This window comes from Pseudomonas sp. St29, from assembly GCF_001547915.1.
GTDB lineage: Bacteria > Pseudomonadota > Gammaproteobacteria > Pseudomonadales > Pseudomonadaceae > Aquipseudomonas.
Genome location: NZ_AP014628.1, coordinates 1,357,225 through 1,370,615, shown reverse-complemented (window position 1 = coordinate 1,370,615; position 13,391 = coordinate 1,357,225). Strand labels below are relative to the sequence as shown.

Below are 13,391 nucleotides of genomic sequence, written 5' to 3'. Positions count from 1 at the left end.
TTCCCCGTCGCAGCAAATCGTCTTGCTCACGAGCCATCAGCGCAGCCCCTCCAACCAGCCGTCCAGGCTCCGGAACGCGTCATTGAACGTGCGATCCAGCTGCAACGGAGTGATGGAGACATAACCTTGCATCACCGCATGAAAATCGGTGCCCGGGCCGCCATCTTCGGCATCCCCGGCGGCGGCAATCCAGTAACCCGACTTGCCGCGGGGATCGACGACCTTCATCGGTGCCGCCGCGCGCGCGCGATGGCCCAGGCGGGTCAGCTGTATGCCACGAATATGATCCAGTGGCAGGTTGGGAATATTCACGTTCAACACCGTCCGTGGTGGTAAATCCAGCAAGCCCTGAGCCTGCACCAGCTTGCGCGCGAAATGGGCCGCCGTGGCAAGGTTTTCCACCTGCCGCGACACCAGCGAAAAGGCAATCGCCGGACGCTGCAGAAAGCGCCCTTCCAGGGCTGCGGCGACCGTTCCGGAGTACAGCACGTCATCCCCGAGGTTGGCCCCCAGGTTGATCCCCGACACCACCATGTCCGGCTCATGCTCCAGCAGGCCGTTGAGCCCCAGGTGCACACAGTCGGTCGGCGTGCCGTTGATGCTGATGAAGCCATTGCCGAGGGTATGCGGATGCAACGGACGGTCAAGCGTCAGCGAGCTGCTGGCGCCGCTTTTGTCCTGGTCCGGTGCGATCACCACACAGTCGGCGTAATCCGCCAGCGCAGCATGCAGCGCGGCGATACCGGGTGCGGTTACCCCATCATCGTTAGAAATCAGAATACGCATGAGCTGTCCGTCTGCCCCACCGGCACCAGATCGACGAGTTCACGCACCAATGCGGTGGCGAAACACCCGGCCGGCAGGACGAATTCCAGTTGCAGAATGTCAGGCTCGGGATAATGCCACGTCAAACCGCCAATGGGCAGCCGCAGGATGCGTCGTTCGTGGCTCATGCCGGCTCTGATCAGCCAATCACACAGTGCTGCCTCGCGGCCGGCAATCTGTTGCTCAAGCTCGTGGGACACACCGCTCGCCGGAGAGGCGCCCTCGCCCCACAACGGACCGGTGGGGTGCAGGTCGAGAATCGCCAGGCGCGGGTCCGAGCATTCCTCAGGACCGGCCATGAAAAAACTGCGACTGTCGGTAAACGCCAGCAGGTCACCGACTTGCGCCTGCTCCCAGCTGCCGTCTGCCACCCGTGCCGCCAGCACCTGATTGAACAGATAGCTGCGGGCCGTGGAAAGCAGGCGCGAACGCACATTGCGCTGCTCTGGCAAGGCCTGGCGCGCGGCCCAGCCACGGGCATCCACCAGGTTGCCGCCGTCGTGGCCAAACCGCTGGGCGCCAAAATAGTTGGGAATCCCGTGCTGGGCGATCTGGCGCAAACGCTCATCGATGGCCGCATGATCCGCCGTGAGCTCTGTCAGGCGCAGGGTAAAACCGTTGGCCGCATGGGCACCGCGCTGCAGCTTGCGCTTGTGGCGGGTAGCCTTGAGGATTTTCAGGGTGTGGTTTTCCGCAGAGCCAAGATCCGGGTCAGCCTTGCCCGGCAGTTGCACGCTGAACCATTGGCGAGTCAGCGCCTGGCGATCCTTGAGCCCGGCGTAGCTGACGGTGCGCAACGATACTCCGGCGGCCTTGGCAATCCGCCGCGCGGCCTCTTCGGTATTCAGGCCACGCTTTTCCACCCACAGCCACAGGTGCTCGCCTTCACCGCTCAGCGGGATATCGAGCACTTCATCGACTTGGAAATCTTCGGCAGTGGCCTTGAGCACCGCGCTGCCCAGGGCGTCACCATAGGCCCGCGGGCCCAACAGTTGCGATTCATTCATGGGCGCAGCAACAAGGCCACGGAGTGCACCGCGATACCTTCCTCGCGGCCGACGAAACCGAGTTTTTCAGTGGTGGTGGCCTTCACGTTCACTTGGTCCAGTTCGACTTGCAGGTCCTCGGCAATCAAGGCCCGCATGGTTTCAATATGAGGCGCCATTTTCGGGGCCTGGGCGACGATGGTGTTGTCGACGTTGCCGACCTTCCAGCCTTTGGCGTGGATCAGCGCGACAACATGACGCAGCAGGACGCGGCTGTCGGCACCTTTGAACTGCGGATCGGTGTCCGGAAAATGCTTGCCGATGTCCCCCAGCGCCGCAGCGCCCAGCAGGGCATCACTGAGCGCGTGCAACAACACGTCACCGTCGGAGTGGGCGAGCAAGCCGCAATGATGGGCGATGCGCACACCACCCAAAGTAATGAAGTCGCCCTCAGCGAAACGGTGCACATCGTAGCCGTGGCCAATACGCATAAAAAAACGCCCCGAAAAAGTCAGGGCGTGATTCTACCTGCTTTGGCAGGCATTAGGCGTTAAGAGCACGTGCATGGTGCTGCAAGTGATCGTCGATAAAGCTGGCGATGAAGAAGTAGCTGTGGTCGTAGCCCGGCTGCATCCGCAGCGTCAGCTGATGGCCGGCGCTCCTGGCCGCCTGCTGCAGCACTTCTGGCTTGAGCTGGGTGGCGAGAAAGTCATCTCGATCCCCTTGATCCACCAGCAACGTCAGTTTTTCCCTGGCTTCGGCAAGCAGTACGCTGGCATCCCATTCACGCCAGCGTGAACGTTCCTCACCCAGGTAACGGGAAAACGCCTTCTGCCCCCAAGGACAATCCATGGGATTACTGATAGGAGCGAACGCCGAAACCGACTGATAGCGACCGGGATTACGCAAGGCACAGACCAATGCCCCATGACCGCCCATGGAGTGCCCGCTGATCCCACGTTTCTGCGACGCGGGAAAATGCGCCTCTACCAATTCCGGCAGTTCGTTCACCACATAGTCATGCATCCGATAATGCTGGGCCCAGGGCTCCTGGGTCGCGTTCAGATAGAACCCGGCTCCCAGGCCAAAGTCCCAGGCGCCCTCAGAGTCACCGGGCACGCCGGCGCCGCGAGGGCTGGTATCCGGAGCGACGATGATCAGACCAAGCTCCGCCGCCAGCCGTTGGGCCCCGGCCTTTTGCATGAAGTTCTCGTCGGTGCAGGTCAGGCCGGACAACCAGTAAAGCACCGGTAGCTTGCCGCCCTGTTCCGCCTGGGGCGGCAAATACACCGCGAACACCATGTCGCAGCCCAACAACTGGGAATGATGCTTGTAGCGTTTGTGCCAGCCGCCGAAGCTCTTCTGGCAGGAAAGGTTTTCCAGACTCATGGCAGACCTCCAGCCACAAGCCGCAAGCTACAAGCCGCAAGTGGGAATCCCTTCTTGGTGCTTGTGGCTTGCCGCTTGCCGCTGCTCTTAGAAGTGAATGACCGAACGAATGCTCTTGCCTTCGTGCATCAGGTCGAAGGCCTTGTTGATGTCTTCCAGGCCCATGGTGTGAGTAATGAAGGTATCCAGCGGGATTTCGCCGGTCTGGGACATTTCCACGTAGCTTGGCAGTTCGCTGCGACCACGCACGCCGCCAAAAGCCGAACCACGCCATACGCGACCGGTCACCAACTGGAAGGGACGGGTCGAAATTTCCTGGCCGGCACCGGCCACCCCAATGATCACCGACTCGCCCCAGCCCTTGTGGCAGCATTCCAGCGCGGCGCGCATCAGCTGGACATTGCCGATGCATTCGAAGGAGAAATCCACGCCGCCGTCGGTCATGTCGACAATGACCTCCTGGATCGGACGATCGAAGTCCTTGGGATTGACGCAGTCGGTAGCGCCCAGTTGCTTGGCGATCTCGAACTTGGCCGGGTTGATATCGATGGCAATAATGCGCCCGGCCTTGGCCTTGACCGCGCCGATTACCGCCGACAGGCCAATGCCGCCCAGGCCGAAGATGGCCACGGTGTCACCGGCCTTGACCTTGGCGGTGTTGATCACCGCACCAATACCAGTGGTCACGCCGCAACCCAGCAGGCAGACCTTTTCCAGCGGCGCTTCCTTGGGGATCTTGGCCACGGAAATTTCCGGCAGCACGGTGTACTCGGAGAATGTCGAGGTGCCCATGTAGTGGAAAATGGGCTGGCCTTTGTAGGAAAAGCGCGTGGTGCCGTCAGGCATCAAGCCTTTGCCCTGGGTTGCACGAATGGCCTGACAGAGGTTGGTCTTGCCCGACAGGCAGAATTTGCACTGGCCGCATTCCGGGGTGTACAGCGGAATCACATGATCACCCACGGCCACCGAGGTCACGCCCTCACCCACCGCTTCTACGACTGCACCACCCTCATGGCCGAGGATCGCCGGAAAGATGCCTTCCGGATCGGCGCCGGACAGGGTGTAGGCGTCGGTGTGGCAGACGCCGGAAGCGACGACCCGCAACAGCACTTCGCCGGCCTTGGGCATGGCGACATCCACTTCGACGATTTCCAGGGGCTTCTTGGCCTCGAAGGCTACGGCAGCACGTGACTTGATCATCCTGACTCTCCAGCGAATAAAAACGAGGCAGTGAGTGTAAAACAGCGCAATGCGATGAATAATCCAGGCAAAAGCAAAACATTATTGCCATGCAGGGATAATCAATGAGCGAAAACCGTTGGGAAGGCATCGACGAATTTGTCGCGGTTGCCGAATGCAGCCAGTTCACTGCCGCTGCCGAGCGCCTGGGGGTTTCCTCATCTCACATCAGCCGCCAGGTGGCGCGCCTCGAAGAGCGCTTGCAGACCCGCCTGCTGTATCGCAGTACCCGCCGCGTCACCCTGACCGAGGCCGGGCAGACCTTTCTCCAGCATTGCCAACGCTTGCAGGATGGTCGCGAGGAAGCGTTGCGCGCCGTAGGGGACCTGACCAGCGAGCCCAAGGGCATGCTGCGCATGACTTGCGCAGTGGCCTATGGCGAGCGGTTCATCGTGCCACTGGTCACGCGCTTCATGAGCCTTTATCCACAGTTGCGGGTGGACATCGAATTGAGCAACCGGCCTCTGGACCTGGTGCACGAGGGGCTCGACCTGGCCATTCGCCTGGGACGCCTGCAGGACTCACGCCTGGTCGCCACTCGCCTGGCACCACGCCGCATGTACCTATGTGCATCGCCCTCCTATCTGGAGCGCTATGGCCGCCCCCACAGCCTTTCGGAATTGAGCCGCCACAACTGCCTGATTGGCAGCTCGGATATCTGGCAGTTGGAGGTCGATGGGCGCGAATTTTCGCAACGGGTGCAAGGCAACTGGCGCTGCAACAGCGGACAGGCAGTGCTGGATGCGGCGTTACAAGGCGTCGGGCTCTGCCAACTGCCGGACTACTACGTGCTGGAGCACCTGCAGGACGGTACGCTGGTTTCCTTGCTGGACGCTCACCAGCCGCCCAATACCGCGGTCTGGGCGCTGTACCCGCAGCAACGGCATCTGTCGCCGAAAGTGCGCAAGCTGGTGGACTATCTCAAGCACGGCTTGGCCGAACGCCCGGAATACCGCGATGTGTAGCCGCTGCCGCAGGCTGCGACAAGGCCCGCAGGGCCTTCAGGTTTCAAGAGCGGCGCCTCCTTCGGAGTCGTTCGCAGCTTGCGGCAGCGGCTACGAGGTTCGTCGGCCGCCCGCGATCAGCGCCGATTGGACCAACGCTGGCGCAGCCACTCAAGGTCCTCGGGACGAGTGACCTTGAGGTTGTCGGAGCGGCCTTCGATCAGGCGTGGCGCCTGCCCGGCCCATTCCATTGCCGAAGCCTCATCGGTGACCGCCACATCGGCCACCAGGCTGTCGGCCAGGGCCCGGTGCAGCGCGCCAAGCCGGAACATCTGCGGTGTGTAGGCTTGCCAGATCAGGCTGCGATCCACGGTTTCCAGAACCCTTCCGTGCTTGTCGATCCGCTTCAGGGTGTCCCGGGCCGGCACCGCCAGCAGCCCGCCCACCGGGTCGTGCGCCAACTCGCCCAGTAACTTGTCCAGGTCATCTCGGGAAAGATTGGGGCGCGCGGCATCGTGAACCAGCACCCAGTCTTCGTCGGCCGCGCCCTGGGCGTGCAGATGAAGCAGGGCATTGAGCACCGAACCGGAGCGCTCGGCGCCACCTTCGACCCGCTGAATCCGCGAATCGTGGGCGCAGGCCAGGGTCGGCCAGTAGGGATCATCCAGCGCCAGACTGACCACCAGCCCCTTGAGGCCGGGATGATCGAGAAAACAGCCGAGGCTGTGTTCGAGAATTGTGCGTCCGCCCAGTTGCAGGTACTGCTTGGGACGGTCCGCGGCCATGCGGGCACCGACGCCCGCGGCAGGAATCACGGCCCAGAAGGCCGGTAGCCGATTGCTCATTGGGCCAACTGGTAGAGGGTTTCACCCTCCTTGACCATGCCCAGCTCATGGCGAGCCCGCTCTTCCACGGTCTCCATGCCCTTCTTCAACTCCATGACTTCCGCATCGAGTACGCGATTTCGCTCCAGCAGACGCTCGTTTTCAGCGTGCTGGTCGGCAATCTGCTGAGTCAGGTCAGCTACCTGGGCCAAGCTGCCGTTCCCCACCCACAGGCGGTACTGCAAGCCGGCCAGCAGCAAGAGCAAGACCAGGAACAACCAATTGGGACTGCGCATCGAATATCGGGTATCCAGTGAAAAAAGACAGCCATGCCAACAACTTCGGACCTACTGATAGCACGAAGCCTGGAAGAACCAGGCTTGTGCTCTTAAGGCATCAGATTAGTGGCAAAAAACTCGCTGTCGCGATTTTCCCGACACAATCCGGTGTCTTTTTACCATCTACTGCTTAGCCGCGAAACTCGCCGCGACCGTTGTACTTGGCCTTGCCGTTCAATTGCTCTTCGATACGCAGCAATTGGTTGTACTTGGATACGCGGTCGGAACGGCACAGGGAGCCGGTCTTGATCTGGCCAGCCGAGGTGCCCACGGCCAGGTCAGCAATGGTCGAATCTTCGGTTTCGCCGGAACGGTGCGAGATCACGGCGGTGTAACCGGCGGCCTTGGCCATCTGGATGGCTTCCAGGGTTTCGGTCAGGGTGCCGATCTGGTTGAACTTGATCAGGATCGAGTTGGCGATCTTCTTGTCGATGCCTTCTTTCAGGATCTTGGTGTTGGTCACGAACAGGTCGTCACCGACCAGTTGCACCTTGTCGCCGATCTTGTCGGTAAGAATCTTCCAGCCCGCCCAGTCAGACTCGTCCAGGCCGTCTTCGATGGAGATGATCGGGTAGCGCTGAGTCAGACCTTTGAGGTACTCGGCGAAACCTTCGGCGGTGAACACCTGGCCTTCGCCGGACAGGTTGTACTTGCCGTCTTCATAGAATTCGCTGGCGGCGCAGTCCAGAGCCAGGGTCACGTCGGTGCCCAGGGTGTAACCGGCGTTGGCCACGGCTTCGGAGATGACTTTCAGCGCGTCTTCGTTGGAGGCCAGGTTCGGGGCGAAGCCACCTTCGTCACCCACCGCAGTGTTCAGGCCACGGGCCTTCAGCACGGCTTTGAGGTGATGGAAAATCTCGGTGCCCATGCGCAGACCTTCCGAGAAAGATTTGGCGCCGACTGGCTGCACCATGAATTCCTGGATGTCGACGTTGTTATCGGCGTGCTCGCCACCGTTGATGATGTTCATCATCGGTACTGGCATCGAGTAGACGCCTGGAGTGCCGTTGAGGTTGGCGATGTGGGCGTACAGCGGCAGGTCCTGGTCCTGGGCAGCAGCCTTGGCCGCAGCCAGGGACACGGCGAGGATGGCGTTGGCGCCCAGGGAGGCTTTGTTCTCGGTACCGTCCAGGGCGATCATCGCGTGATCCAGCGCTTTCTGGTCGATCGGGTCTTTACCCAGCAACAGATCGCGGATCGGACCGTTGATGTTGGCTACCGCCTTGAGCACGCCCTTGCCCAGGTAACGGCTCTTGTCGCCATCACGCAGCTCCAGCGCTTCGCGCGAGCCGGTGGAGGCACCGGACGGCGCGCAAGCACTGCCGATGATGCCGTTGTCGAGAAGCACGTCCGCTTCGACAGTGGGGTTGCCACGGGAGTCGAGAACTTCACGACCTTTGATGTCGACGATTTTTGCCATTGTTGTAAACACTCCAAAGTTGACGAAAACGCTGAGTACCGCTCGATTTATAACTTGTGGGTCAAACTGCTGGTTCGTAGGAGCCGGCTTGCCGGCGAACAGGCCCGCGAAAACGCGGTGCCGGTCAGCCGGCTCCTACAGAGGAAGTCGCCGTTTTTTACGCGGTTTCTACCGTGGGGAAACTCTTGACCAGTTCGTCCAGAGCCTTGAGCTGAGCCAGGAACGGCTCAAGCTTGTCCAGACGCAGGGCGCAAGGACCGTCGCACTTGGCGTGGTCGGGATCCGGATGGGCTTCCAGGAACAGACCCGCCAGGGATTGGCTCATGCCGGCCTTGGCCAGGTCGGTGACCTGGGCCCGACGACCGCCAGCGGAGTCGGCGCGACCGCCCGGCATCTGCAGGGCATGGGTAACGTCGAAGAACACCGGGTACTCGAACTGCTTCATGATGCCGAAGCCGAGCATGTCCACCACTAGGTTGTTGTAGCCGAAACTGGAACCGCGCTCGCAGAGGATCAACTGATCGTTGCCCGCCTCTTCGCACTTGCTCAGGATGTGCTTCATTTCCTGGGGCGCGAGGAACTGGGCCTTCTTGATGTTGATCACCGCGCCGGTCTTGGCCATGGCCACTACCAGGTCGGTCTGCCGCGAGAGAAACGCCGGCAACTGGATGATGTCGCAGACTTCGGCGACCACGGCGGCCTGGGCCGGCTCGTGGACGTCGGTGATGATCGGCACGCCGAAGGCCTGCTTCACGTCTTCGAAAATCCGCATGCCCTCTTCCAGGCCCGGGCCACGGTAGGAGGTCACCGACGAACGGTTGGCCTTATCGAAGCTGGCCTTGAACACGTAGGGGATCCCGAGCTTCTCGGTCACCCGCACGTACTCTTCACAGACCTGCATCGCCATGTCGCGGCTTTCCAGCACGTTCATGCCGCCGAACAGCACCATCGGCTTGTCGTTGGCGATCTCGATGTTGCCTACGCGGATGATCTTCTGCGCCATCAGGTTCAAGCCTTCTTCTGGTGTTGAGCCAATGCAGCTTTGACGAAACCGCTGAACAGTGGGTGACCGTCACGTGGCGTCGAGGTGAACTCGGGGTGGAACTGGCAAGCGACGAACCATGGATGATCCGCAGCTTCGACCACTTCGACCAGCGCGCCGTCGCCCGAGCGACCGGATATCTTCAGGCCCGCCTCGATCAGTTGCGGCAGCAACTTGTTGTTCACTTCATAACGGTGGCGGTGACGCTCGACGATCACGTCCTTGGCGTAGCAGTCGTGCACCTTGGAGCCCGCTTCGAGCAAGCATTCCTGAGCGCCCAGGCGCATGGTGCCGCCCAGGTCGGACGCTTCGTTACGCACTTCGACGGCGCCGGTGGCATCTTCCCACTCGGTGATCAGGCCGACGACCGGGTGACCGCTGGCGCGATCGAATTCGGTGGAGTTGGCATCTTTCCAGCCCATGACATTACGGGCGAATTCGATGACAGCCACTTGCATGCCCAGGCAGATACCCAGGTACGGCACCTTGTTCTCGCGAGCGTATTGCACCGCGGTGATCTTGCCTTCCACGCCACGCAGACCGAAGCCGCCCGGCACCAGGATCGCGTCGACGCCTTCCAGCAGCGCGGTGCCCTGGTTCTCGATGTCTTCGGAGTCGATGTAGCGCAGGTTGACCTTGGTGCGGTTGGTGATGCCGGCGTGACTCATCGCTTCGATCAGCGACTTGTAGGCGTCCAGCAGTTCCATGTACTTGCCGACCATGGCGATGGTGACTTCGTGCTCAGGGTTGAGCTTGGCGTCCACCACCTTTTCCCACTCGGACAGGTCGGCGCCGTTGCATTGCAGACCGAAACGCTCGACGACGAAATCGTCCAGGCCCTGGGCGTGCAGCACGGCCGGGATCTTGTAGATGGTGTCGACGTCTTCCAGGGAAATCACCGCACGCTCTTCAACGTTGGTGAACAGGGCGATCTTGCGACGCGAGGACACATCCACCGGATGGTCGGAGCGGCAGATCAGCACGTCAGGCTGCAGGCCGATGGAGCGCAGCTCCTTCACCGAGTGCTGGGTTGGCTTGGTCTTGGTTTCGCCGGCAGTGGCGATGTACGGAACCAGGGTCAGGTGCATCAGCATCGCGCGCTTGGAGCCGACTTCGACCCGCAACTGGCGGATGGCTTCGAGGAACGGTTGCGACTCGATGTCGCCCACGGTACCGCCGATTTCCACCAGGGCCACGTCGGCATCGCCGGCGCCCTTGATGATGCGACGCTTGATCTCGTCGGTGATGTGCGGAATCACCTGGATGGTGGCGCCCAGGTAGTCACCACGGCGCTCCTTGCGCAGTACGTGCTCGTAGACACGGCCAGTGGTGAAGTTGTTGTTCTGGGTCATGGTCGTGCGGATGAACCGCTCGTAGTGGCCCAGGTCCAGGTCGGTCTCGGCGCCGTCGTGGGTGACGAACACTTCACCGTGCTGGAACGGGCTCATGGTGCCCGGGTCGACGTTGATGTACGGGTCCAGCTTGAGCATGGTGACCTTAAGCCCCCGCGCCTCCAGGATGGCCGCCAATGAAGCCGAGGCAATGCCTTTCCCCAATGAAGAAACAACACCGCCCGTGACGAATATGTAGCGCGTCATGAAAAACCCTAGAAGTCTGCGTTAAAGCGGTCAGTGCCGCCGGGGAAAGCGAAGGAAGGCCGAAGCCCCCGATCACCTGCATTAATCACAGTGCACCTTTCAAAAAAACCGCCGCGTGGTGACAGACCGGATGCAAAAACACCGGTAGGTTGCTCGCTACACATTTTTTGGAATCGCCCAGCAAAGACTGCTTGGTAATCGGCAACTCCTGCAATTCAGGCGAATCCACAGAAGTTGTATCAAGAAGGGAGCGTAGTCTACCGGAAAGCCCCTTTCAGCTCAAACCTTGATCGCTGGTCAGTGGTCGCCAATGCAATTGCCAGTCGGCCAGAGGTTCCGCGCCGGGCCCAGGCAGGTTAGCCAGCGCCAACAGCCGCTCCCCCTGATACAACAGCGGCAATCTGCCACGGACAAAACCCGGTAGCCCGGCTTCGTTGAGCAGACGCTTCAGGTCACGATGGCCGCGCCCCGCGACCTGCATGATCTCCCCTCCCTGTCGGTAGCCTATGCGCAACGGTCCCTGGGGCGCCCTTCCGCTGAAAAACACCTCGCCATTGCCCGGCAAACGCAATGGGCATGTCGGATCCAGCCATTCAACCGCCCCCCGCACCGGCTGCAACCAGGCACCGGACAACCACCAGACTCGCCCGCACGCACGATGCAGCTCACCATCGGCCAGGCGCCACAGCGGCCGGCCATCGGCGCCGGCATCCCGCAGGTTCTCCCACCCGTGCCAATGATCGGTATCGGGCAAACGGCCAAAACCACCCAGCCAATGGCTCAGGGCATTGCGCTGGCGGGCCGGGGACAGGGTCTGCAACGGCGCAAGGGCCAGCGACGGCAGGCCAAGCCAGGGAAAACAGTCGCCGCCCTCGGCAGCCGACAGGTCCAGCGCCGCCAGCTCGTCGAGCAGGCCCTGGGCCTCCCTCAGGTGCGCGGCGCTGCGACTCATGCAGGTAGCGGCCTGAGGCCAGCGGGCCAGCAAAGAGGGCATGACCTGATGCCGCAGGTAGTTGCGCGAATACTGATGATCGGCATTCGAAGGGTCCTCGACCCAACTCAGGCCATGCTCGGAGGCATAGCGCTCAAGCTCCTGACGCGACACGCCAAGCAAAGGTCGCAGCAACTGCCCGCCCCCCAGAGGCCGGCACATCGGCATTGCCGACAAACCCCGGACTCCGGCTCCGCGCAACAGACGAAACAGCAGGGTTTCGGCCTGATCATCACGATGCTGCGCCGTCAGCAGCAGTTCATGCGCCGCGGTGAGCGCCGCGAACGCCCCGTATCGAGCCTCACGGGCGGCCTGTTCAAGACTGGCACCAGCCTGCACCTGCACGCGAATCACTTTCAGGGGCACGCCCAGGGCATCACAGATCGCCTGGCAATGATCCGGCCAGGCATCCGCCGCTTCTTGCAGCCCATGGTGGATATGCACAGCCTGCAGTGTCGGCAGGCGTTGCCGGTGCGCCAGACTGGCAAGCAGGTGCAGCAGGACAGTGGAGTCAAGACCACCGGAGAGGGCGACACGCCAGACCTTGGCATCGAGCCAGGGCCTCAGACTGTGCAGCAATTGGGTGCTGAGAGCGTTCATGCAGCGATCGAAACCTGTAGGAGCGGCCGGCTGGCGCAGTCACTTGCCCCGCTATAAGCAACGACGCCGCCATCGAATCGATGGCGGCGCCTGGGTCGCGAACGAGCCTGCCCCTACCGGGGAAAGCGCTAGTCGATCAGAGACCGTAGCTCATCAGGCGGTCATAACGACGGGCCAGCAAGGTGTCGTTATCCATTTCCTTGAGCATCGCCAGCTGCGAGCTGAGCTCGGCGCGGATCGAAGCGGCAGCCGCCGCCGGATCACGGTGGGCGCCGCCCAGTGGCTCGCTGATGACCTTGTCGACAATGCCCAGGCCTTTCAGACGCTCTGCGGTGATGCCCATGGCCTCAGCCGCATCGGCAGCCTTTTCCGAGGTTTTCCACAGGATCGAGGCGCAGCCTTCCGGCGAAATCACCGCATAAGTGGAATATTGCAGCATGTTCAACTGGTCGCAGACGCCGATGGCCAATGCGCCGCCGGAACCGCCCTCACCAATCACGGTGGCGATAATCGGGGTCTTCAAGCGCGCCATGACCCGCAGGTTCCAGGCAATGGCCTCGCTCTGGTTGCGCTCTTCAGCGTCGATGCCCGGGTAGGCGCCCGGGGTGTCGATGAAGGTCAGGATCGGCATCTTGAAGCGTTCGGCCATTTCCATCAGGCGGCAGGCCTTGCGATAACCTTCCGGACGCGGCATGCCGAAGTTGCGACGCACTTTCTCGCGTACTTCGCGGCCTTTCTGATGACCGATGATCATCACCGGCTGCTCGTCCAGGCGGGCAACACCACCGACAATCGCCGCGTCGTCGGAGAAGTGGCGATCGCCATGCAGCTCGTCGAACTCGGTGAAGATGTGCTGGATGTAGTCCAGGGTGTATGGACGACGTGGGTGCCGTGCCAGACGTGCGATCTGCCAGCTGGTGAGCTTGCCGAAGATGTCCTCGGTCAGGGTGTTGCTCTTGTCCTGCAGGCGGGAAATCTCATCGCCGATATTCAGCGAATTGTCATTACCGACCAAGCGCAACTCTTCGATCTTGGCTTGCAGGTCGGCGATCGGCTGTTCGAAATCAAGAAAATTCGGGTTCATAGGCGTCCGTCTGGGCTCGACGTCCAAGGGGGCTTGGGCCGGCCGGTTGTCTATTCGCGCCCTACCTTAAGGGACGGACGCGTTGAGGTCGAGATTAAAAATTCAGGTGAC

The 13,391-nt window shown here is 61.7% G+C and carries 13 protein-coding genes; 1 reads left to right on the top strand and 12 read right to left on the bottom strand.

Annotated features, from left to right (window positions below; genetic code table 11):
• Positions 1-36 precede the first annotated feature (36 nt).
• The 5 genes from surE to PST29_RS06100 all read right to left on the bottom strand — a co-directional run bounded on the left by surE (position 37) and on the right by PST29_RS06100 (position 4,400).
• On the bottom strand, positions 37-786 hold the full coding sequence (gene surE / locus PST29_RS06120; protein ID WP_047302063.1) for a 5'/3'-nucleotidase SurE: 750 nt from the start codon (positions 784-786) through the stop codon (positions 37-39).
• Positions 774-1,832, bottom strand: a complete 1,059-nt coding sequence (truD, locus tag PST29_RS06115) for a tRNA pseudouridine(13) synthase TruD (protein WP_060842607.1) — start codon at positions 1,830-1,832, stop codon at positions 774-776. Before truD ends, surE begins: the two co-directional genes overlap by 13 nt.
• Complete coding sequence (ispF, locus tag PST29_RS06110; protein ID WP_060837777.1) at positions 1,829-2,302, bottom strand: 2-C-methyl-D-erythritol 2,4-cyclodiphosphate synthase; 474 nt, start codon at positions 2,300-2,302, stop codon at positions 1,829-1,831. The genes truD and ispF overlap by 4 nt, the downstream gene beginning before the upstream one ends.
• Positions 2,303-2,354: 52 nt before the next feature.
• Positions 2,355-3,200 (bottom strand): S-formylglutathione hydrolase, encoded by an 846-nt coding sequence (gene fghA, locus PST29_RS06105; protein ID WP_060842606.1) that lies wholly within the window; start codon positions 3,198-3,200, stop codon positions 2,355-2,357.
• Between the two features lie 87 nt (positions 3,201-3,287).
• Positions 3,288-4,400, bottom strand: coding sequence for an S-(hydroxymethyl)glutathione dehydrogenase/class III alcohol dehydrogenase (locus PST29_RS06100; protein WP_060837775.1), 1,113 nt, complete (start codon positions 4,398-4,400; stop codon positions 3,288-3,290).
• A gap of 104 nt (positions 4,401-4,504) precedes the next feature.
• Here PST29_RS06100 and PST29_RS06095 point away from each other — a divergent pair, with 104 nt between their 5' ends.
• Positions 4,505-5,404 carry a LysR substrate-binding domain-containing protein gene (locus PST29_RS06095; RefSeq protein WP_060837774.1) on the top strand — a complete coding sequence of 300 codons (900 nt, stop codon included), beginning with the start codon at positions 4,505-4,507 and terminating at the stop codon, positions 5,402-5,404.
• Between the two features lie 116 nt (positions 5,405-5,520).
• On the opposite strand, the gene ispD is transcribed toward PST29_RS06095, so the two are convergent.
• The 7 genes from ispD to PST29_RS06060 form a co-directional block, all read right to left on the bottom strand.
• The gene (gene ispD, locus PST29_RS06090; RefSeq protein ID WP_060837773.1) at positions 5,521-6,228 is read right to left on the bottom strand and encodes a 2-C-methyl-D-erythritol 4-phosphate cytidylyltransferase; all 708 of its coding nucleotides are present in this window, start codon (positions 6,226-6,228) and stop codon (positions 5,521-5,523) included.
• Positions 6,225-6,503, bottom strand: coding sequence for a cell division protein FtsB (gene ftsB / locus PST29_RS06085; protein WP_011059544.1), 279 nt, complete (start codon positions 6,501-6,503; stop codon positions 6,225-6,227). Before ftsB ends, ispD begins: the two co-directional genes overlap by 4 nt.
• Before the next feature lie 172 nt (positions 6,504-6,675).
• Entirely contained in the window at positions 6,676-7,965 is a 1,290-nt protein-coding gene (gene eno, locus PST29_RS06080; RefSeq protein ID WP_060837772.1) for a phosphopyruvate hydratase, read from the bottom strand.
• A 157-nt stretch (positions 7,966-8,122) separates the two neighbouring features.
• On the bottom strand, positions 8,123-8,968 hold the full coding sequence (kdsA, locus tag PST29_RS06075) for a 3-deoxy-8-phosphooctulonate synthase (RefSeq protein ID WP_042940934.1): 846 nt from the start codon (positions 8,966-8,968) through the stop codon (positions 8,123-8,125).
• Between the two features lie 5 nt (positions 8,969-8,973).
• Positions 8,974-10,605: a CTP synthase gene (locus PST29_RS06070; RefSeq protein ID WP_016964687.1), complete on the bottom strand. Its 1,632-nt coding sequence runs from the start codon at positions 10,603-10,605 to the stop codon at positions 8,974-8,976.
• A 274-nt stretch (positions 10,606-10,879) separates the two neighbouring features.
• The gene (gene tilS / locus PST29_RS06065; protein WP_060842605.1) at positions 10,880-12,196 is read right to left on the bottom strand and encodes a tRNA lysidine(34) synthetase TilS; all 1,317 of its coding nucleotides are present in this window, start codon (positions 12,194-12,196) and stop codon (positions 10,880-10,882) included.
• Between the two features lie 136 nt (positions 12,197-12,332).
• Entirely contained in the window at positions 12,333-13,280 is a 948-nt protein-coding gene (locus PST29_RS06060) for an acetyl-CoA carboxylase carboxyltransferase subunit alpha (protein WP_016964689.1), read from the bottom strand.
• Between the last annotated feature and the right edge of the window lie 111 nt (positions 13,281-13,391).

Coding starts and splice junctions, on each gene's coding strand:
- surE (WP_047302063.1), bottom strand. CDS start 786: ATGCGTATTCTGATTTCTAACGATGATGGGGTAACCGCACCCGGTATC.
- truD (WP_060842607.1), bottom strand. CDS start 1,832: ATGAATGAATCGCAACTGTTGGGCCCGCGGGCCTATGGTGACGCCCTG.
- ispF (WP_060837777.1), bottom strand. CDS start 2,302: ATGCGTATTGGCCACGGCTACGATGTGCACCGTTTCGCTGAGGGCGAC.
- fghA (WP_060842606.1), bottom strand. CDS start 3,200: ATGAGTCTGGAAAACCTTTCCTGCCAGAAGAGCTTCGGCGGCTGGCAC.
- PST29_RS06100 (WP_060837775.1), bottom strand. CDS start 4,400: ATGATCAAGTCACGTGCTGCCGTAGCCTTCGAGGCCAAGAAGCCCCTG.
- PST29_RS06095 (WP_060837774.1), top strand. CDS start 4,505: ATGAGCGAAAACCGTTGGGAAGGCATCGACGAATTTGTCGCGGTTGCC.
- ispD (WP_060837773.1), bottom strand. CDS start 6,228: ATGAGCAATCGGCTACCGGCCTTCTGGGCCGTGATTCCTGCCGCGGGC.
- ftsB (WP_011059544.1), bottom strand. CDS start 6,503: ATGCGCAGTCCCAATTGGTTGTTCCTGGTCTTGCTCTTGCTGCTGGCC.
- eno (WP_060837772.1), bottom strand. CDS start 7,965: ATGGCAAAAATCGTCGACATCAAAGGTCGTGAAGTTCTCGACTCCCGT.
- kdsA (WP_042940934.1), bottom strand. CDS start 8,968: ATGGCGCAGAAGATCATCCGCGTAGGCAACATCGAGATCGCCAACGAC.
- PST29_RS06070 (WP_016964687.1), bottom strand. CDS start 10,605: ATGACGCGCTACATATTCGTCACGGGCGGTGTTGTTTCTTCATTGGGG.
- tilS (WP_060842605.1), bottom strand. CDS start 12,196: ATGAACGCTCTCAGCACCCAATTGCTGCACAGTCTGAGGCCCTGGCTC.
- PST29_RS06060 (WP_016964689.1), bottom strand. CDS start 13,280: ATGAACCCGAATTTTCTTGATTTCGAACAGCCGATCGCCGACCTGCAA.